General features: G+C 49.4%; 20 protein-coding genes and 1 other annotated feature. Of the genes, 1 reads left to right on the top strand and 19 read right to left on the bottom strand.

Going from position 1 to position 20555, the window contains the following annotated elements:
- Positions 1-33: 33 nt before the first annotated feature.
- The 3 genes from IEY34_RS01425 to IEY34_RS01435 form a co-directional block, all read right to left on the bottom strand.
- Positions 34-2601 (bottom strand): DNA internalization-related competence protein ComEC/Rec2, encoded by a 2568-nt coding sequence (locus IEY34_RS01425; protein ID WP_229757407.1) that lies wholly within the window; start codon positions 2599-2601, stop codon positions 34-36.
- A 131-nt stretch (positions 2602-2732) separates the two neighbouring features.
- Positions 2733-3245, bottom strand: a complete 513-nt coding sequence (locus IEY34_RS01430) for a deoxycytidylate deaminase (protein WP_189006535.1) — start codon at positions 3243-3245, stop codon at positions 2733-2735.
- 101 nt (positions 3246-3346) lie between these two features.
- A complete protein-coding gene (locus IEY34_RS01435; protein WP_229757408.1) occupies positions 3347-3817 on the bottom strand; it encodes a ComEA family DNA-binding protein in 471 nt (156 codons plus the stop codon).
- 132 nt (positions 3818-3949) lie between these two features.
- On the opposite strand from IEY34_RS01435, the gene comER reads away from it, so the two are divergent.
- Complete coding sequence (gene comER, locus IEY34_RS01440; RefSeq protein WP_189006537.1) at positions 3950-4777, top strand: late competence protein ComER; 828 nt, start codon at positions 3950-3952, stop codon at positions 4775-4777.
- A 25-nt stretch (positions 4778-4802) separates the two neighbouring features.
- Here the strand turns inward: comER and leuS are convergent, their stop codons facing one another.
- From leuS to spoVAD, 16 genes are all read right to left on the bottom strand, one after another.
- On the bottom strand, positions 4803-7262 hold the full coding sequence (gene leuS, locus IEY34_RS01445; RefSeq protein ID WP_189006539.1) for a leucine--tRNA ligase: 2460 nt from the start codon (positions 7260-7262) through the stop codon (positions 4803-4805).
- 67 nt (positions 7263-7329) lie between these two features.
- Positions 7330-7567: a binding site (T-box leader), on the bottom strand.
- A gap of 69 nt (positions 7568-7636) precedes the next feature.
- Complete coding sequence (locus tag IEY34_RS01450) at positions 7637-8398, bottom strand: class I SAM-dependent DNA methyltransferase (RefSeq protein ID WP_189006541.1); 762 nt, start codon at positions 8396-8398, stop codon at positions 7637-7639.
- 1 nt (position 8399) lies between these two features.
- Positions 8400-9293 (bottom strand): CvfB family protein, encoded by an 894-nt coding sequence (locus IEY34_RS01455; RefSeq protein WP_189006544.1) that lies wholly within the window; start codon positions 9291-9293, stop codon positions 8400-8402.
- On the bottom strand, positions 9290-9637 hold the full coding sequence (rsfS, locus tag IEY34_RS01460) for a ribosome silencing factor (protein ID WP_189006546.1): 348 nt from the start codon (positions 9635-9637) through the stop codon (positions 9290-9292). The genes IEY34_RS01455 and rsfS overlap by 4 nt, the downstream gene beginning before the upstream one ends.
- Positions 9638-9655: 18 nt before the next feature.
- Entirely contained in the window at positions 9656-10222 is a 567-nt protein-coding gene (yqeK, locus tag IEY34_RS01465; RefSeq protein ID WP_189006549.1) for a bis(5'-nucleosyl)-tetraphosphatase (symmetrical) YqeK, read from the bottom strand.
- Positions 10212-10799 (bottom strand): nicotinate-nucleotide adenylyltransferase, encoded by a 588-nt coding sequence (locus IEY34_RS01470; protein WP_189006552.1) that lies wholly within the window; start codon positions 10797-10799, stop codon positions 10212-10214. The genes yqeK and IEY34_RS01470 overlap by 11 nt, the downstream gene beginning before the upstream one ends.
- Positions 10800-10811: 12 nt before the next feature.
- On the bottom strand, positions 10812-11105 hold the full coding sequence (yhbY, locus tag IEY34_RS01475; protein WP_189006555.1) for a ribosome assembly RNA-binding protein YhbY: 294 nt from the start codon (positions 11103-11105) through the stop codon (positions 10812-10814).
- A gap of 20 nt (positions 11106-11125) precedes the next feature.
- Positions 11126-11986: a shikimate dehydrogenase gene (aroE, locus tag IEY34_RS01480; RefSeq protein WP_189006558.1), complete on the bottom strand. Its 861-nt coding sequence runs from the start codon at positions 11984-11986 to the stop codon at positions 11126-11128.
- A gap of 17 nt (positions 11987-12003) precedes the next feature.
- Entirely contained in the window at positions 12004-13119 is a 1116-nt protein-coding gene (gene yqeH, locus IEY34_RS01485) for a ribosome biogenesis GTPase YqeH (RefSeq protein ID WP_189006561.1), read from the bottom strand.
- 8 nt (positions 13120-13127) lie between these two features.
- Positions 13128-13622: a YqeG family HAD IIIA-type phosphatase gene (locus IEY34_RS01490; protein ID WP_189006564.1), complete on the bottom strand. Its 495-nt coding sequence runs from the start codon at positions 13620-13622 to the stop codon at positions 13128-13130.
- A 92-nt stretch (positions 13623-13714) separates the two neighbouring features.
- Entirely contained in the window at positions 13715-14491 is a 777-nt protein-coding gene (locus IEY34_RS01495; protein ID WP_189006566.1) for an alpha/beta hydrolase, read from the bottom strand.
- 56 nt (positions 14492-14547) lie between these two features.
- On the bottom strand, positions 14548-16779 hold the full coding sequence (locus IEY34_RS01500) for a transglutaminase TgpA family protein (RefSeq protein WP_189006568.1): 2232 nt from the start codon (positions 16777-16779) through the stop codon (positions 14548-14550).
- Positions 16772-18055, bottom strand: coding sequence for a DUF58 domain-containing protein (locus IEY34_RS01505; RefSeq protein ID WP_189006571.1), 1284 nt, complete (start codon positions 18053-18055; stop codon positions 16772-16774). The genes IEY34_RS01500 and IEY34_RS01505 overlap by 8 nt, the downstream gene beginning before the upstream one ends.
- 4 nt (positions 18056-18059) lie before the next feature.
- Positions 18060-19019 (bottom strand): AAA family ATPase, encoded by a 960-nt coding sequence (locus tag IEY34_RS01510; RefSeq protein ID WP_189006574.1) that lies wholly within the window; start codon positions 19017-19019, stop codon positions 18060-18062.
- A gap of 167 nt (positions 19020-19186) precedes the next feature.
- Positions 19187-19537 carry a stage V sporulation protein AE gene (gene spoVAE / locus IEY34_RS01515; protein ID WP_189006577.1) on the bottom strand — a complete coding sequence of 117 codons (351 nt, stop codon included), beginning with the start codon at positions 19535-19537 and terminating at the stop codon, positions 19187-19189.
- Entirely contained in the window at positions 19534-20553 is a 1020-nt protein-coding gene (spoVAD, locus tag IEY34_RS01520) for a stage V sporulation protein AD (RefSeq protein ID WP_189006580.1), read from the bottom strand. The genes spoVAE and spoVAD overlap by 4 nt, the downstream gene beginning before the upstream one ends.
- Between the last annotated feature and the right edge of the window lie 2 nt (positions 20554-20555).

Genomic DNA, 20555 nt, shown 5'->3' on the forward strand with positions numbered 1-20555 from the left:
TTCCCTTGTTACGCGTGCCAAATGCCCTAAGTCTTAGGACCCAGATAATTTCAACCGTGAAAACAGACCTTCGGGGCGAACTTCCACCTGAATTTCCCCCATCTGATCCGTTCGAAAGACGACCATCCCCTCATTAAGCAGACGCTCAAGAACGGCAGGCGCCGGATGCCCATACGTGTTCATGGCCCCAACAGAAATCACTGCCCAAGAGGGATTCCAATAATCTAGCCACTCTTGCGTGGTTGATGTCTTGCTGCCATGATGAGCTATTTTTAGTACATCAATCATGGGTCTGCTGCCACTCGAGCTCACATTCAAATCAAGTAAATCTGGATGGTCTCGCAGCTGCGCCAACACCTTCGCTTCGGATTCCATCTCCATATCCCCGGTGAACAACCAGCGGGTTCCTTGCATTTCTAATAAAAAGACAACCGATTGCGCGTTCTGCTCTTTCACAATCTCAAGCCTCTGCTCGTTGCTTCCAACCGGATAGAGCACTTGTAGTCGCGTTTGCGGATCAATCTGAATCCAATGGCTAACATGCGCAGGCATGAGCGGAACATCGCGCGTTAACAAGGTTTCAAATAACTTAGCCGTTTGAGCACCTGGTTTGAAAGTGCCGTTAAATAGAAACTGTTTGACTGGAATCTGCGAGGCTACCGCTTGCAAACCTCCACTATGATCGGCATCCTCATGGGTGAGAACGACAAGATCCAGTTGATGAACACCACGTTTCTTGAGCAGCGGTACGAGCAGCTTAGCCCCCACTTCGTAAGGATCTTTCCTCGCCTTCCAGCCATCCCCCGGCTTGCGGAATGTCAGTGTTCCCCCGCCGTCAATCAGGATATGTTTACCGTTAGGAGTGCGAATCAGAATAGCATCTCCTTGACCTACATCAATAAACTGCACAAGCCCTGTATGGCTGAATCGCTCCGGATAATACCCCATGACAAGCAAAGCAAGAAAGCTGAACAGCGCTGCGCCTAACCATAGAGGCAGATTCATTCTCCTTCTGTTTGGAGTCACTTCAAGCATAATCGGATACATCGTCGAGCTCGTTTGCGACAAGCGCCACCACAACCAATAGATCCAGACTAGCAGCACGTAATAGAAGGCAATCCAAGCCAAGCTCGGTGTTGCCCAAATCAGCTTAAAACCATGCAGCTGTTGGAGCTTGTCCGTGCACCAAAATATCAGCTCATTAAGCCAAGAAATCAACCAACCAATGGCTTGTCCTGCCGGAACATATACGAGACCTACAACCAAAGCAAGCAAACCAGCCGGAAACACGACCATACTGATCACAGGAACCAAAATAGCGTTTGCCAGCCATGATAATAAAGAAAACTGATTAAAATAATAAATCGAGGCAGGAAAAGAAACCAACTGAGAAACCAAGGTGATTGAGGCGCTGTTTCGTATCAAAGAAGAAGGCAGCCAGGGCTGAAGCAGCTCGTTGATACGCTGTACACCAAGAATGAGACCGAGGGTGACCAAAAAAGACAGCTGAAAGCTGACATCCAGCAGAAAATACGGATTCCATAGCAGCATGATCCAAGCAACGAGGGCCATGATGTGCAAAATATCCTTGATCAGCCCTTTTCGGGCAGCCAGTAGAACCACGATCGACATCAGCCCAGCCCTTATAACGGAGGGAGATGCTCCTGTCAGCAAAATAAAGAAGGGCAATAAGCCTATGCAAATCAGCAGATAGGTTTCTTGGGTCAGCTTCATTCGGCGCATTAGCCAGATGCATACCCCCAGAAAAACGGCAATATTCAAGCCGGAAATCGCTAAAATATGCGTCAATCCCAGCTCCGAAAACTGCTGAAACCGCTCTGGGTCGAGATCATCCGTCAGCCCGATGAGCATGCTTTTCATAAACCCCGCCTGCGGCGCGGGGAATATCATGTCCATGCGCCTGCTGAGGTTGCCGCGCAGCTCGTCGTTCCAGCGCAGCAGCTGGACGACGCTAATGCGCGCAGCCGCAGGCTCCACCTGCGCCTGATCCACTCCTTTGGCTGAGAACAGCCAATGGGTGTGGTGAAGGCGCAGGTATCGGCGGTAGTCGAAGCCGCCGAAATTGCGTGCCGGGGACGGGCTGCGCAGCGTCCCGGCCAGCGTGAGGGCGTCGCCTCGGCGCCAGCCCGACGCCACGCCCTGCTGCGCCTGCTCCAGCAGGCGCAGCGAGACCTGCACGCTTTCCCCGCCGAGCGGGAAAGCGGTGTCCTGGAAGCGGACGGACGCCGCTTCCACAGTGAAGCTGGCCCTGTCGCCGTCGACGGTGACAGGGCTGCCAATCCGGCCGAGCAGCGTGACCTCGCTGCCGTCAAGACTTTGCTGCTGCTGTGCCAGCGGCAGCATGGTGACGTTGCGCTGGTCGGCCCCTTGGTAGTAGCCATAGGCTGCACCGACCAGCAACAGAGCGCACAGCGGCTGCCTGAAGGGCAGGCGCAGCGCAGAAATTACGATGAGCGCACCAAGCATCAGCGCGCTCGTCGTGAAGTTCAACCACCGCAGCTCACTATAGAGCGCAAGCGCATAACCAGTTATCCACAGACAGCAACCTAGAACAACTGGTCGTTTCAATAACATGTCCATCGCTCAGCCCCCTCTCTTGCCAGGAATAGAAAGAACCTCTCCCCCGCTCACCCTTCTAAGAAGGTTCGAGCGAGAAAGAGGTTCTTCCTCATCACTGGATTGTATGATTGGATTCATTATTGGATTGCATTCTAATTAATGACCTCAGACACCGTGCCTGGCGGAGGCTCATAAGCTTCCATACGCCGGAAAGTTATCCCTCTGGCGTCCATTAACTGACTGACCTTCTCATGATCCTTGGGGTACCCCCGGTGAAACACGATTTCGATTACGCCGCTGTTCGCCAGCATATTCGCACACGTCCAGCAGGGTTGATCCGTGACATAGACGGTAGAGCCTTCGCGATCTTCGCGATCCGTAAACAACAGCAGATTCTGTTCCGCATGAATCGTTCGAATACAACGCTGCTTGCGAATCACTTCTTCTATCTCTTCCACGACTTTCAGTTCAATTTCTTCTACCAGCATACAACCTGCTTCTGTACAATCCGCAACCCCCATAGGAGCACCATTGTAGGCCGTTCCCAGCAGTTTCTTGCCTTGAACCAACACCGCGCCAACATGACGTCGATTGCACCTGGAACGTGTAGAGGCCATATAGGCAATATCCAAAAAATACGTATCCCAATCTTTACGAATGCTCATAACGGAGCTATTTCCTCCTCAAATCTTCAATGACACTGACATTGAATTCCTTTTTTCATTTCTAGTATTCTCTCATACTTCCCCTCAAAATAAAAGATGAACTACGGTGAACTCACATACAGCAATGGCTTTAACTTAACTAACATCCTCTCCCCGATCCCTTTGACTTCCATTAATTCCTCTACCTGAGTGAAACTTCCTTTCTGGGAACGATAGTCCAGAATAGCTTGTGCTTTGCTATCGCCAATGCCCGGCAGATCCTTTAATTGTTCGAAGGTCATGATATTTAAATCCAGCTTGCCTTTGAAGTCCGGAGCAACTGTTTGAGGCTTGCTCCTCGAAGCAGCCGTTGATGTGGCTTCCAGTACTTTGGATGGCTGATCTTCAGGCAAAGCGCTCGGCCCCTCTTCTTGTTGGTCAATCATGACTTGCATCTGTCGATTCATCGGTTCGAACTTCGTCTCGATGCGAGATCTTCCCCCAAGAATAAAAGGCCACGCAACAGACATAAATAAACTAATCGCAGCCACAATCAGCAGAAGCCTCGATTTATTAGAACGAAAAAAATCCACGAATCATCCTCCCTTTGCATAATAGCGCAACCGCAGACATATAAATGAAAAAGCATCCGAATGGCAATAAATACGGACTCAGAGCGATAAATAGGTACACAAGTGACTGATTTTTTCGGGAGGGATTACTAGATGAAAGCAGGATTCATCGGCACTGGGAGTATGGGAAGTATTCTAATTGAAGCTTTTATTCATTCTGGGGCTTTCAATCCGGAGCAAATTATTGCTGGGAATCGAACGATTCATAAAGTAGAGATGCTAGCGGAGAGATATCCTGGGCTTCAAGTGGCCCGCTCGAATAAAGAAGTTGTGCAGGAGAGCGATCTGATCTTTCTTTGCGTGAAGCCATCTGAATTCAAAAAGGTTATTGATGAAATTAAAGAGGACGTGCTTCCCTCACAATTTGTTGTATCCATCACAAGTCCTGTCCTCATTAAGCATTTGGAAGGTCTTCTTCCAGCGAAAATAAGTAAAGTTATACCGAGTATTACGAATTATGTCCTTAGCGGAGCTACTTTGTGCATTCATGGCAATCGCATGCAGCCAGAGGATAAAGAGTGGCTTGAGAACCTCTTCGCACACATCTCTTCGCCAATATCCGTATCTGAAAATTATACGCGTATTTCTTCCGATCTATCGAGCTGCGGGCCGGCTTTTCTAGCCAATTTTCTGCAATCGTTCATTGATGCCGCTGTTGAAGCGACGGGGATTTCTAATGAGGAAGCCACACTGCTTGCGAGTGAAATGACGCTGGGCACAGGAAAATTGCTGACAACGGGGGGCTTTAACCCTATTTCCTTGCAAAAGCGAGTTTCCGTTCCTGGGGGTATTACAGAAGAGGGCCTCCGCATCTTGGAGGAAGAGCTTGCTGGGGTATTCTCACGTGTCATCATCGCAACTCATGCTAAATATGAAGAAGACTTGGAGAAGGCTGAGCATCGCTTTACATTGAAGCAGTAACCTTCTCCGTCGTCATCTTGATCGATTAACCTACAACGATATTAACTAACTTCCCTTTGACGACAATCAATTTGCGAACGGCCTTTCCGGCGGTCGCTTCTTTGACTTTGTCGAGATCAAAAGCAATTTTTTCCATCGCCGCTTCATCTGTATCTTTGGAAATCAGTACGCGATCAACAATCTTGCCGTTAACCTGAACGACGATCTCAATTTCATTATCCACAGTCCATGCCTCATCATATGTTGGCCAAGGCTCATACGTAATGGACTCTGTACCGCCCAGCTTCTCCCATAACTCTTCAGCTAGATGCGGAGCAAGCGGCGACAGCACTTGAACGAAGTTCTTCATAGCTTCAAGGGGCAAACGCTCCGTCTTGTACGCTTCATTGACGAAAATCATCATTTGGCTGATTGCTGTATTGAAACGAAGTGCTTCGAAATCCTCGGTAATTTTCTTGATGCTGCGGTGCCATGTACGTTTGAAGCTATCGCTGCCCAACTGTTCGTCCGCACTGATTTTGGCTTGAACTTGCCCATTCTCATCTACGAATAAACGCCATACACGATTCAAATAACGGTAGATCCCATCTACACCCGTCGTGTTCCACGGCTTGGTGGCTTCCAGAGGTCCCATGAACATTTCGTAAATACGCAAGGTATCCGCACCTTGATCGCTAACAATATCGTCTGGATTCACCACGTTGCCGCGAGATTTACTCATTTTCTCCATATTTTCCCCAAGGATCATCCCTTGGTTTACAAGCTTATGGAATGGCTCTTTGGTGTGAACGAAGCCAAGGTCGTAGAGCACTTTGTGCCAGAAACGCGCATACAGCAGGTGAAGCACAGCATGCTCCGCACCACCGATATACAAATCGACAGGCAGCCATTGCTGCTGCAGCTCGTGTGAGCAGAACTCCTTATCATTATGCGGATCGATGAAGCGCAGGTAGTACCAGCAGCTTCCAGCCCATTGCGGCATCGTATTCGTCTCGCGGCGAGCTTTCATGCCTGTTTCTGGATCAATCGTATTCACCCACTCCGAAACATTCGCCAGCGGTGATTCTCCTGTGCCTGAAGGCTTAATTTCGTCAACCTGCGGCAGCAAGAGTGGAAGCTGATCCACAGGAACAGGCTTCATCGTGCCATCTTCGAGGTGGAGAATCGGAATCGGCTCTCCCCAGTAGCGTTGGCGGCTGAACAGCCAATCGCGCAAACGGTAGGTCACTTTGCCTTGCCCTTTGCCATTTTGCTCCAGCCAAGCGATCATGTGGCTGATCCCTTGCTCAATGTTCAAGCCATTAATCGGATCAGAGTTCACATGAGCGCCATCGCCTGCATAGGCTTCCTGTTCGATGTTTCCGCCTTGCACAACTTCAATAATCGGCAAATCAAACTGTTTAGCAAACTCCCAGTCACGTTGGTCGTGCCCTGGAACCGCCATAATAGCGCCAGTTCCATATCCGCCAAGGACATAATCAGCAATCCAAATCGGCACCTTAGCGCCATTCACTGGGTTTATCGCATATGCGCCCGTAAATACGCCTGATTTGTCTTTGGCAAGGTCTGTACGCTCAAGATCGCTCTTACGGGATGCCTTCTCTTGGTACTCCTTGATCGCAGCTTCCTGATCGGCTGTCGTAATGAGCGCAACCAGTTCGTGCTCCGGAGCCAATACACAATACGTGGCCCCGAAAAGCGTATCCGGACGTGTTGTGAACACAGTCAGCTTGTGCTCTGTCTGGCCTTCAATCGCAAAATGCACTTCTGCCCCTGTTGATTTTCCAATCCAGTTGCGCTGCATATCTTTGATGCTTTCGGACCAATCCAGCTCCTCCAGATCTTCCAGCAACCGCTCCGCATATTCCGTGATTCTCAGAATCCACTGGCGCATCGGTTTGCGAATAACCGGATGGTTGCCCCGCTCGCTCAGGCCATCAATGACTTCCTCGTTCGCAAGCACCGTGCCCAGAGCCGGACACCAGTTAACAGGAACCTCGTCTACATAAGCAAGCCCTTTATTGTACAGTTGGATGAAAATCCACTGTGTCCATTTGTAGTATTCCGGGTCCGTCGTGCTGATTTCACGATCCCAATCATATGAGAAACCGAGCGACTTAATTTGGCGACGGAACGTATCAATATTCTTCTTCGTGAACTCGCGCGGATCATTCCCTGTATCAAGGGCATACTGCTCGGCAGGAAGTCCGAAAGCGTCCCATCCCATCGGATGAAGCACGTTATACCCTCTCATCCGTTTAAAGCGCGAAACAATATCCGTTGCCGTGTAGCCTTCTGGGTGCCCGACATGCAGACCCGCCCCGGACGGATATGGGAACATATCCAGTGCATAGAATTTCGGCTTATCCGAATTTTCCAAAACTTTGAATGTTTTCTTCGCATCCCAATAACCCTGCCATTTGGATTCCACCGCTTGCGGATTATAGCCTTGCGTCTCTCTCGTTTCTTTGGTTTCCTGTGTCATGTCTAATTTCCTCCCTAAGTTCAAAGTGCTATAAGCACCAAAAAACCCCTCATCGCTAGCGGATATCGCTAGGGACGAGAGGTTAGATTCCCGTGGTACCACCCTAGTTAACACGAAGCATACTATGCCTGTGTTCACTCTGCCCCTTAACGCGGGTGAGACGATCCGGCTAGCACCAAGCCTGCTGGTGGTTCACCTTCTAGCTCCGAGGCGAGTTCACAAGACTAACATCTACCGGCTTCCACCCTTTAACCGATTCTCTGAGAGATGCTGTACAAGTTACTGATCCTCTTCTTAGCTTTAAGCACATCTGATTAGCTTTGATTATATGTAAAATAATGCCGTCATGTCAAGCGGCGCCCGACTTCTCAGGTTTATTTCTTGGCTATAAAGAAAGCGCGCTCCGTTGCACGGGTCGGTAGTTCCCAGGTGAAGTCAGCAGCCAAATGGACCTCTGCAAAACCGGCATCCAGCAGCATTTGTTCCAGCCATTCCAGAGGATAGGCTCGCTGTTGATGGATTTCATCGATTCTTCGAAAAGTCCCCTTGTTTCCTTCATCTTTGACGAAGATGGTCAAATCGTGTTCAATTTGGACTCTTGCCTCATCGAGCTCGCTTGTCCATATGTAGGCAACATCGTCTTCGTTTAAGAAAAAAGGCTGAGATTCCGCATAAGCGAATAACTGCTCGGGCGTATGCACATCAAAAAGAAACAACCCGCCTGATTTAAGTCCTTCGTATGTTTGACGGAAAGCATCGACAATCTCGTCTTCCTCTAGCAAATAATTCAAGCTGTCACAGAAAGAAATCGCCGCGTCAGCTTGCTCGCCCAGATCCCATTCCCGCAAATCCTGCTGCACCCAACGAATCGCGCCGCCGCGAAACGGCATTTTATGCTCTCCAGCCTTCTGCTCAGCGACAGCCAGCATATCTTCTGACAAATCAATGCCCGTCATCTGATAGCCTGCTGCGGCTAACGGAATCGTGATATTGCCGGTACCGCATCCAAGATCGACAATTGCCGAGGGCTGAAGGCCAAACCGCTCGAAGCCTTCATTGGCGAAACGAAGCCAATCCTCGTAAGGCATATTATTCATTAAACGGTCATACGTATAGGCGAATTTTTGGTAGCTCATATCAGCCTTGCGTCTCCTCTGGCTTCAGATAGGTCCAGTCCTCTTCTTGATAAATGAGCCCATCCTTCATCAGCTTGCCCAGGGCGCGTTTGAAAGCTGCTTTGCTAAGGCCGAATCGATCCTTGATGATGTCAGCCGACGATTTATCGGAAAAGGGCATTGCATTTCCTGGACGCTCACGCAGGACACTGAGTATCTTATCTGCGTCTTCATCACGTCCTTTTTCCTTAGCAAGCCGCATCGACAAGTTCACTCGTCCATCTTCTTCCCGCACAAAAGCAACGCGCAGATCAACCAGTTCCCCCACACGCAGCAAGCGTGTGCGTTCCGGTGCAGCGATCAAGCCGATAACCCCATAGCCAAGCACACCGGCTTCACAGATGACGAACGTACCGATTTGCAGCGGACGATATACACGCCCTTTGACCCACTGATTGCTCCAACTCGAAGGAGCACGCACACATAGAGGCGCTAGATCCTCTTCCAGCGCCAATTTGGCAATTAGACGCCCTTGCCGATCATGCGCCAGGGTGGCAAATACTTTGTCCCCTACGAGTGGGCGCAGCTCTTCCAGTTCCGGCACGTTCCGATATGGAAGCAGCAGATTGCGGCCTAAACCCATTTCGAGGAAATAACCAAATCTCGGGTGGATATCAACCACTTCAAGCAAGCCCACTTCACCCATTTGAATCAACGGACGCTTCAAAGTCGCCATCAATCGATCCTGTGTATCGTGGAACAGGAAAGCTTCCACTTGATCCCCAGGCTTAATCTTCCCTACAATCTCCGCATAAGGCAGCAGCACATCCTGATAGCCGTCGCTCAGAAAGTAACCGTTAGGCGGAACTTCCCTTGCTACCTCGAGGGTAACAAGGGATCCTGCTTCCAGTCTCATACGCGCTCCACAACCTTGGCATCGGACCAAAGTCTTTCGATATTGTAATATTCCCGATCATCGCGATGGAAAACATGAAGGACAACATCCCCCAGATCAAGCAGGACCCATCTTGCTGTATCAATACCCTCGAAGCCGCGGATGTTCACACCGTTTTCGTGCGCTTTTTTGCGGGCTTCTCCAGCAATGGCTTGCACTTGTGTCTCACTGTTGCCGTGACAAATAACGAAGTAATCCGCAATCGGCGATACGCCTTGCAGATTAAGCGTGACAACATCTGCCGCTTTCTTATCCTCGGCTGCTTCTACGACAAATGCCAATATTTCCTCTGGGTTTTTACTCATTCAATCATCCTCCAAATATTAAGTCTTTATTTGCTGAATCAAATCATTGCGTGTCAAAATGGTCAATGGATAAATCCGCTTGCCTTTGGCAAGTAAAAAAGCGATCGTAGAATCAAACCCGGCAATCAATGCTTGCTCTAAGCTGATCTCGGCAAGTTCACGAATACGATCAACACTGGGAAAGTCGCGTCCTGGCTCCATATAGTCTGCCAAACAAACGATTTTATCGAGCAATGTCATCGCTTCACGACCGGAGGTGTGGTAACGAATGGCATCCAAAACTTCTTCATCCACGATCCCAAATTGGGATTTGGCGATAAAGGCTCCGGCATGGGAATGCCATAGTTCTTTGTCGAACTGCAACAAGTCCTGCGGCAAGGCGTTGTCCCTAATAATCTTAGCTTGCTCTTGTACAGGCCAATACTTGCAATAATCGTGCAAAATAGCTGCCAAGTCCGCTTTCTCCGTATCTCCGCCAAAACGCTTGGCTAAGATCACACTGGTTTCCATAACGCCAAGCGTATGCAGCCAGCGTCTTTCAGGCATTTGTTCCTTAACAGCGGCAATCAGCTTCTCACGATTCATACAATCGGTTCACCTCCATGAAACGATTCACAGCCTCTGGAACCAAGTAGCGAACAGAGCGTTTGCGCTGCCTTTCCTCACGAATAATCGTTGAAGAAATATCTACTTGCGGCATGGGGACGAGCGATACCCGACTACGAATAGGCAAGGGAAGCTGATCCATATCGAGTTCATAGCCAGGCCTTGCTAAACCAATAAAACGAATATGCCGCACGATGTCATCGATGCGATGCCACTGCGGCAAATATTGAACCATATCTGCACCTATAATATAAGCAAATTCTGTATCCGGATATTCCTTGAGCAGCAGCTCAATGGTCTGGATACTATAAGATACGCCGCCTTTGGTCATTTCGATATCAATCGGCCGAAAAAAAGGATTGCCTTCAGCGGCAAGGCAAACCATTTCCCAACGCTGCTGGATCGATGCCTTTGGGGCATTTGGCTTGTGCGGAGGCACATTAGCCGGCATCAGCCAAACTTCATCCAGACCTGCTTCCACCCTCGCCCGCTCTGCGGCGATCAAATGCCCGGTATGAATCGGATCGAAGGTTCCTCCCATAATTCCGACCAGCATGCTTCCACCTCTTTAGCGCGGCAGTTCGATCTTCTTCTTGTCACGCGATTCTTTGTAGAGCACAACCATTTTGCCAATAACCTGCACAAGCTCAGCTCCGGATTTCTCCGCAAGCTCCGTACCTACCTCATCGCGATCTTCGCCGCTGTTGTTGAGTACGGTAATTTTGATCAGTTCACGCACTTCCAGTGCTTCTTGGATATGACGAATCAAATGTTCGTTCACTCCGCCTTTGCCAACTTGAAAAATTGGATCTACATGGTGCGCCATGGAGCGCAAATAACGTTTCTGTTTGCCTGATAACATAGATGTCCCTCTATTCATTCTTATTCAGCTAACGACTGTTCTACCACCTGTCTCATCGCCGCTACGGGCGCAGGGGTACCAGTCCAATATTCGAAGGCATATGCGCCTTGATAAATAAACATGCCAAGTCCGCCATGGATGCGGGCACCTTTGGCTTCCGCTTCACGCAAAAATCGCGTGATCCGCGGATTATAAATCAAATCACTGACTAAATGGTGTGCGCGCAGCAGCTCTATCGGCATTGGAAGCTCATCGACATGAGGATGCATGCCAGCTGATGTTGTATTGAGTACAAAATCAACCTCATCCACAATATCCCCAAGCTCATCAAGCCCCAGTCCAACAGTCTTCGTATAGGCGCTGATTGTTTCCGCAAGCTCAATGGCACGTTCCTTGGTGCGATTTGCTATATAAATACAGGCTACACCTTCTTTGGCCAGCGCGTAAGCAACACCTCTTGCCGCGCCGCCAGCCCCAAGGAGAAGCACACGTTTACCTGTCAGTACAATGCCCGTCTCTTCTTTAAGCGATCTAACATACCCGATGCCATCGGTGTTGTAGCCGACAAGCTTGCCAGCTTCATTCACGATGGTATTCACAGCGCCAACAATTCTGGCGCCTTCATCAATCGCATCGAGATATGGCATGACTTCCACTTTGTGCGGAATGGTTACATTGATTCCACGATAGCCTAACGCCCGAATCCCGCGAACCGCATTGCCCAGCTCATCAGGACGAACATGAAAAGCTGCGTATACCGCATTAATGCCGGCTTCTTGAAAAGCCCGATTTAACATAATCGGGGAACGGGAGTGCCGAATCGGATCTCCGAATACCCCGTATAGAATCGTATGACTGTCAATTGTGCGGCTCTTCTCCATGGTTTCCTCCGGTCTCCCTATATCAATGCTTCACGCGCGATAACTTTAATCCCCTTAGGTGCATGAACGGCAAGTTCCGCTCCAGCGATACTATTGACACGGATCCAACCCAAACCTGAGATCAGCACATCCATCTGTTTCCCCTTAGGAATGTGCAGCGGATGCTTCACAAACTTAGGCAGTTCTTCCAGATCTGCTAGATTCGGAGGCGCCAGCATAACACCTTTGTGCTCCTCATACAACGCATCCGCACGTTCTAGTTTGGTGCGGTGAATTTGCACCGCATTGGATGTATAGCAAGTAAAGGACTGATGCTCCCCTTTAATAAAGTCAAATCTGGCTAAGGCGCCAAAAAATAACGTTTGGGCTTCATTCAATTGAAAAACCATCGGTTTTAGCGGCTTATCCGGCATAATGCGGGCTAAGTCACGCTTCTTCACCACTTCTGTTAACCGGTGCCTATGAACAATCCCCGGCGTATCCACAATAAATTTCCCGTCATCTAACGGGATCTTCACGAGATCCAGCGTGGTGCCAGGGTACTGCGACGTCGTAAGTTCCGAATCCAAGTCGCTGTAGTCGCTGATCAAGCGGTTAATCAACGTTGATTTGCCCACATTCGTGGCTCCAACCACATAGACATCCATGTTGCCGCGATACTCTTGCACAGCGGTAATTACACGATCAAAGCCAATATTTTTCTTCGCGCTGCAAAGAATAATATCCACGACCTTGAGATTCTCTTCCTTGGCTCTGCGCTGCACCCAATTAATAATTTTGTTGGCGTTCGTTACTTTGGGCAGCAAATCGATTTTATTGACGACAAGCAGAACCGGATTCGAGCCAACAAAGCGGGCTAAACCACTGATCATACTGCCTTCAAAGTCAAAAATATCTACGATTTTCACAACCAGCGCTTTGGTTTGACCGACGTGTCCCAACAATTTCAGGAAGTCGTCCTGCTGGAGAGTGATACTCGAAGATTCATTGTAGTGTTTAATGCGATAGCAGCGCTGACAAATCAGCGGCTCCTTGTCCATCGCTTCGGCTGGTATGTAACCGAGCTTGCCTTTTTCTTCCGTTTGCAGAAGGACACCACAGCCTGCACAACGATTCACTGTTTCTGTAATCATGAAACCTCCTAATTCTTCATCCTCTTCAAAGCCCACTTCTCAATACGGCGATTAATTTTCGTAAAAAAACCTTCATCCGCAATGGAGATCGGCTGAACCAGGATCGTATAAAGCCCCAATCGATTGCCGCCTAGAACGTCTGTTAACATTTGATCGCCTATGACCGCTGTTTGTCTGACATTCGTACCAAGCAGCTTCATAGCCTTGTGAAATGAGACGTTCGTAGGTTTCTTGGCACGATGGATGAACGAAATGCCCAGAGGTTCGGCAAAGGCGGAAACGCGGCCATGGTTGTTGTTGGACACAATGACCACCTTGAAGCCCATCTTCTGCAGCTGTTTCAACCACTCTATTAACTCAGGAGTCGCATGCGGATCACGCGCGCCTACCAGTGTGTTATCGAGATCTGTAATGATTCCGCGAACGCCAAAATCCCAAAGGTGATTGGCATCAATATCATAGATTGTATGTACGGACTGTCTGGGTATGAGCTTTTTCAGCAAACAACTTCCCTCCAACTGCTTCCTCGACATATACGTGAAACTATACCATAGTGACCCGTTTGTTGCAAAAAGAAAAAGAACATATTTTCGCTCTAGGAACGTGCCGGAAGCGGCAGCCAGTTCAATACATTTTGAATCTTGCGATCCCAATAGCCCCATTCATGTGTGCCTGGCTCTTCTTCATAGGTCAGGTTCAGCTTCAAATCGCGGCAATAATCACGGAACCTGATATTATCTTCATACAGGAAATCTTCCGTGCCACAGCATTGATAGAGTTCAGGCTTAACCCCTTGGTACACCGACAGTTGATCGGCCAAATGAAATAAATCGTCGCCGCTGCCTTTAATCTTCGTAACATCGCCATAAATCAGTTTGAAATCATTCGGAAAACTGATGGCCCGGCCGGAAATGTCCAAAGCTCCGGATAAGCTAGCCGCTGCAGCAAACCGATCTGGATGCGTTAGCGCAAGCTTCATTGCTCCGTAACCGCCCATGGAAAGTCCTGCCGCATAATTCAATTCTCTTTCTTCAGCTAATGGAAAAAAGGATCGGGCGAGAGCAGGAAGCTCCTCGCTGATGAACGTCCAGTAGTTAGGTCCAGACGCCATATCGGCATAGAAGCTGCGATTCACAGCAGGCATGACCACCGCAATGCCAAGCTCTGATGCATATCGTTCAATCGAGGTTCTGCGCATCCAAATGGTATGATCATCGGACAAACCGTGGAGCAAATAAAGTGTCGGATGCTTGTCCCCATAAACAGATGAAGCTAACCCGATTTGACTTTGCGCGGCTTGCGGCAAAATGACGTGCATCGATGCGGATACACCAAGAGAATCTGAATAAAAGTGACAATCTATAAACGCCATATGAATATCTCCTCTCACAGGGAAGCCACTCCCTATTAGGGAAGTGGCTTCTCCTGCTATTTCATCTGTTCTTTTAATCGGCTTATCGACTGATTAACCGTTTGGTAATCTGTTTCTGTCGAACTCAACTGACTATACTTGGCTCGTTCAAAGAGCTCAATCACCGTTTCCAGCTCTTTTTTCATCCACTTGCTTTGATTCGCCCACCGTGTTGCCGCTTCTCTCATCGTTTCATGTTCCAGACGCAAATAGCCTCTGCGGCGGCTTAGTCGCAGCAGTTTTTCAAATTCAACAATAATTTTTTGATTAAAATTAATCACTTGTAATTCTTTGCGGCGTGTTCGCCAAGCGCTCCAAACCTCGCTTCTCATTGCGAAGTATAGGCCAGCAGCAACCACAAAAGCTGCTGCTATACCACCTAAAGTTAGCCATAGCCAAGTAAAGCTTGGCGCCGCTTCTGTTGACTCTACTTCAGGCAAGGGGTCCGTTTCTGTTGTTAACGGAACAGGAGGCGGCGTTACCTCAGGGAACAGATTCGGCAGCTTGAAGCCTGAAGTCGGTTCAAAAGATATCCAGCCGAAACCTTCAAAATAAACTTCTACCCACGAATGGGCATCTGAATTTCTGATCGTATATGTCCCCTCAGCATTTGCATTGATTGCGGCTCCCAATTGACCCAAAATACCAAAGTCTCTGATCTGGTCAGGTACTGGCGAGACACCTGATGAATAACCTTTTACCCAACGTGTAGGAAGACCAATCGAGCGCGTAAGGACAGCCATAGCGGTTGAATAATAATCACAATAGCCTTGCTTCACTTCGAATAAGAAGCGATCCACGAAATCCTTGCTCTTGCCTTTTGTTTCATCCGGTGTGTTCGTATACGGATAGTGCTCGGACAAATACTTTTCGATTAGTTTGGCTTGATCATACGGATTTGTTGCCGACTTGGTAATATCAAGTGCCAACTGCTTCACACGTTCAGGTAATTCGGTCGGCACTTGCAAATACTCAGCCCAATCCGGCTTGTTCGTATAATCGGCTTTCACTTCACGCAATAAGGCTTCTTCCAGAATCGGCTCCTGTGTCGTAATGACATAATCTTTGGGATAATTGCTTTTGCCTGTAAAACGGAGTTCCGATTGACGAGGTGACCATAAAATTCGTTGGAACGGATTCTCGCCTTGATTCACTTCGTCTATTTTCTGAATAGCAAATCCTCCGAACAGCACGGGAAATACCTCTTCCCGCTGCATGACGACTTTCTGTTTCACCTCTTGCGTTTGCAGCATGGACTGATCGAATCGCGGGTCAAGCGGAAGCGGGTTCAAATTAACGCGATTAACCGGAAGCTTGCGCTCAGTAGGACTAGCCTCCCACCCTTTTCCATTATATAAGGCACGCGTTTCTCCACGGAAGTAGGTTCGTCTCGTTGTTTCAACCGTCATGACCGGTGTGTAATCATAACGGAAGCCGCCTCCCAGCCGGCTGTCATCACGGCTGTAGCCAGAGGAAGCATCAGCCGTAGAAGCTGTAACACTGATGCCTTTGCCTAGAAGCGGAACGGATTCTCCGCGGCTGACCTTCCAGGCTGTGTAGGGATCGGTGATAATCGGACTCACCGTTGGTGCAACAAGTCCAACCAGAAAGGTTACACCGACAATCAAAACAACGGGTACGATCAGCGCTGACGGGTAATCCGTGATGGTTTCCCAAATCACAGGCGCGCGTTCCTTCAAGCGGGCCATATGGCGAAGCATCAACAGCGAAAAGCCGCAAAGAATGACAATGGCAACCTGTGGCCATAGAAAAATCGTGCTGAAGGAATCACGGATGGCAAAAAACATGACACTGACGAAAATTAGCACGACGATCCGCACTCTGGATTGAACAGACCACATAGCGAATTGATACGTGACGCAAGCCGATAGGCTGAACCAAATGAAAGGTTCCAATTGCCCGGCATTTAAAGCAATCCAGCGCAAAGTTTCATGCCATGATGTCACATGCACAGCGACGAAGTGATAACCCATTCCCCAGCCGTGCAGCCATAGTATCAACAGGAATTGCAGAATGAAACGCCATGCGCCGTGGAGTCGAGGCAAGAAGTACGTAAATGCGATCAGGCACAATGAAGCTGTGACGAAAGAGACAGTTTGGGGAAGCCACAGACCATCCTCTTTCATAATCCAAATCACGAATTGATAGAGGAAAACCCCGGTCAGAATGGCGCTGACACGCTGCTCCCAATCGGCAAACAGAAACTTTTTCCAGATGGAGTTAGGCATAACGTTTTGCCCCTCCCAACAGATTGGGCAAGTCCGTTAATTGGTTGACCTCATACCCCATATAACCCTGCGAACGGATAGCTTTAATCCAATCTTCTTGTTTATCCTGCTGTGCACCCAGTGGTTTGCTAGCTTGAGGAGACCTATCATGGACCCAGATATGACAAGGATTCATTTGCAAATGCTCCAGATACGTTAATACCTGCATCATCACGGCTCCTTTCTGCGGAGAAATGATAACGAAGAAACAACCAGCTGGCAGCTCGCGTGTATGTTCCTTGAGGATCTGATTCAAGGAGCGATAGCCATCTGCTTCGACGCCGACTAGATGCTTGAGAATGTGTTTGTGATGATTCTGGCTTTGTTTCGCTTCAAAGAACGTGGATTCCTTGCCGATGGAAAGCAAGCCTAACGCCAAATCGCGACTGGCACCGTAGCGAAATAACGAAGCTGCTACAGATACTGCCAGCTCAAATTCAGCTACTTCCCCATAAGCACGGGCGGTGCGATCCAGCAAGATGATCGTTTTGGGAAGCGATTCACGCTCGAACTCTTTGGACTTCCATGTCCCTGTTTTGGCTGTGGCATTCCAGTGAATCCGAGATAGCCGGTCCCCATAAATATATTCGCGCACCCCGTTGATTTGCGTCGTTTCACGGTGGGCTCTCGTCGTTGTCGAGTGATGCTGCATCCCTTTGAGCATTTGGTGAAATTGCGCCCACTCCCGAATCACGACCGTTTGCGGATATACCGTTAGCGACTGCGTAAGATCCAAACGGCCTTTGTGCTGAAAGAAGCCAAAAATATCCTCTGTCAAACACTCCGTAGCGCCAAACTTATAATACCCTCTTCGCAAAGGCGGTGTGCTGTACAGCAATTCCCCTTTCCTTTTCCAATCTGGCACAAGCGATCCTTCAAAAATGGTTTCTTCGCCATTCAGACGGATGAGTTGGTCCCTGATCATCATATACGGGATCGGCCAAAAGCCGGGGATTTGCACGCCAATTCCAATCTGCAAGGATTGCCCTGCTTCCAGTTGGGCTTCCTGGCCCAGATTAGAAAGCTTGCGAGTTCCTTGTGCGCGTCTGATGCCGCTCCAATTGCCTGATAGCAGGTAGATGGATAAGAGCGTTATGATGATAAAAAGCATCGAAGCGAGCTTACCGCCTTGGAACAGCAGGAAGAACAAGCTTGCGGTGAAGCAGGCGATCAGAAGCCATAGAGGTGCCGGAAACCGGGGCCGCGCCCCGAATCGTTTGAATACCGGTCGATTCATAGGCTCACTTCTCCAATCGTACCGGCACGCGGACCTGCTCGAAAATCGCGCCGAGAACGGAAGAGATCGTGGCTCCGTCCATGCGGGCTTCCGTATGAAGAATCATCCGATGGCCAAGCACATAGGGAGCAAGGTACTTAATATCATCCGGAATGACATAATCTCTTCCTTGCAGAAAGGCAAATGATTTGGAAGCAAGCACTAGCGACAGTGTAGCTCGCGGACTTGCTCCTAGGAACACTGCTTGATGATCGCGTGTTTTGCGAGCTATGGTCACTAAATAATCGGCAACAGCTTCATCCAGATGAACATGCTTAACCTGGTCTTGAATCGAGAGTACCTCCGCGGTGTTCATTACAGCTTGCAGCGACTCCATCGGGTGCAGCTTGCTCTGGGAAGCAATCATCAGCTTCTCGGCAGCTTCACTCGGATATCCCAAACTTAGCTTAATCATGAAACGGTCCAGCTGCGCTTCCGGCAATATGTAGGTGCCTTCGAAATCAATCGGATTCTGCGTGGCGAGCATCAGAAACGGCGAAGGAAGTTCATGAATATCCCCGTCAACCGTGATATGCTGTTCTTCCATCGCTTCCAGAAGCGCTGACTGGGTTTTGGTCGTAGCCCGATTGATCTCATCGACGAGTAAAATATTCGTCATAATCGGTCCTGAACGAAACAGAAACTTCTCTTCTTTGGGATGATATATAGAAACACCGGTAATATCCGAAGGTAATAAATCGGGATTGCATTGAATGCGGCGAAATTGACCGTCTATCGAGCGAGCAAGTGCTTTGATCAGAACTGTCTTGCCTGTTCCAGGAACATCTTCCAGCAAAACATGTCCGCCGGCCAGCATCGCAGTAAGTAATAATTCAATCTCAGAGCTCTTGCCAAGTATGCAGGATTCTAAATTCGCTTTCAGCCTAGCCAGAACTTCTACATGATGATGGGTGGCAGTTTCCATGTCTTGATCCTCCTTAAAGTTTGCGTTGCGTAAATCCAGTTTACAGCAAAGCTTTTCGTCCGTATACTTGCAATTCCTCTAAATTTATTTGTTAAAATTAACCATGCTGTTTAGACGCAGAACAAGCCCTTTCGGTTCGATCCGAAAGGGCTTGTTGATCACTTTATTTATCCTTTGGGTTTCACAAAGACGGCAGCTATGAAAGAGAAGATAATGGCTGCCGAAATCCCCGCGCTTGTGACCTTGAAAATACCGGTAATAATGCCGATATAGCCATCTTTATGCAGTTCTTCAAGGGCGCCGTGCACGAGCGCATTGCCAAAGCTGGTGATCGGCACGGTAGCGCCAGCACCAGCGAATTCAATGAAAGGATCGTACAAGTTGCAACCGTCCGCGATTGCTCCTAAAACGACGAGCGTACTCATCGTATGTGCAGGTGTCAGTTTCCCTACATCCATGAGCAGTTGCCCAAACACGCAGATCGCGCCGCCGATAATAAAAGCCCATACAAAACTCATGCGTACAACCCCCCAGACTCAATAGAAACTGCGTGCGCTATACAAGGAATGCTCTCCCCTTGCTGGAAGGAAAGCGGAGAAAGCAATGCGCCCGTCGCGACGACGAGAATACGCTTGAGCTCTCCCTTCTTCATCCGTTTGAGCAAATGCCCATAGGTGACGGTTGCCGAGCAGCCGCAGCCGCTGCCGCCCGCTTGAACGGTTTGCTTCTCCCTATCGTAGACGAGCAACCCGCAGTCGCTATAGGTCGTTTGCTCGATAGGCACCTTGTGCTTGGCGAACAGCTCCCGCGCAATGTTCACCCCAACCTCCGCCAAGTCTCCGGTGATGATCAGATCGTAATAGCCAGGCTCGCGATCGAGATCGCGGAGATGCGCCTGGATCGTATCCACGGCCGCGGGCGCCATAGCCGCGCCCATGTTGAACGGATCGGTGATGCCCATATCGACGATCCGACCGATCGTAGCCGAGGTGACGACAGGTCCGTCACCGGAAGTGCCCAGCACGGCGACACCAGCGCCGGTTACGGTGTACTGCGCCGTCGGCGGCTTCTGAGAGCCGTATTCCGTCGGATAACGGAACTGTTTCTCCGCCGTGCAGTTGTGGCTGCAGGTGCCTGCCATCACATGCTTGGCGGCGCCTGAATCGATCAGCTGCGCGGCGAGTGCCAGACCTTCCATGGAGGTCGAGCAAGCACCGAACAAGCCCAGATACGGCATCCCCAGTGTGCGTGCAGCGAACGTGTTGGAGATGATCTGGTTCATCAGATCCCCTCCAAGATAGAACTGAATCTGACCGCCAGTCAGCCCTGCGTTATCCAATGCACGCTGTGCGGCTTCTTCCAGCAGTACCTTCTCCGCTTTTTCCCATGTTTTTTGGCCCATCGTCAAATCGTCGTGCACAAGATCAAAATCATCGGCGATTGGCCCTTTGCCCTCGTCAGGCCCGACAACAGTGCCCGTCGATAGGATGACGGGCCGATTTGGGAAAATCCAGCTTTGATGCCCCTTGAGCATAT

It is taken from the genome of Paenibacillus marchantiophytorum, assembly GCF_014640555.1.
GTDB lineage: Bacteria > Bacillota > Bacilli > Paenibacillales > NBRC-103111 > Paenibacillus_E > Paenibacillus_E marchantiophytorum.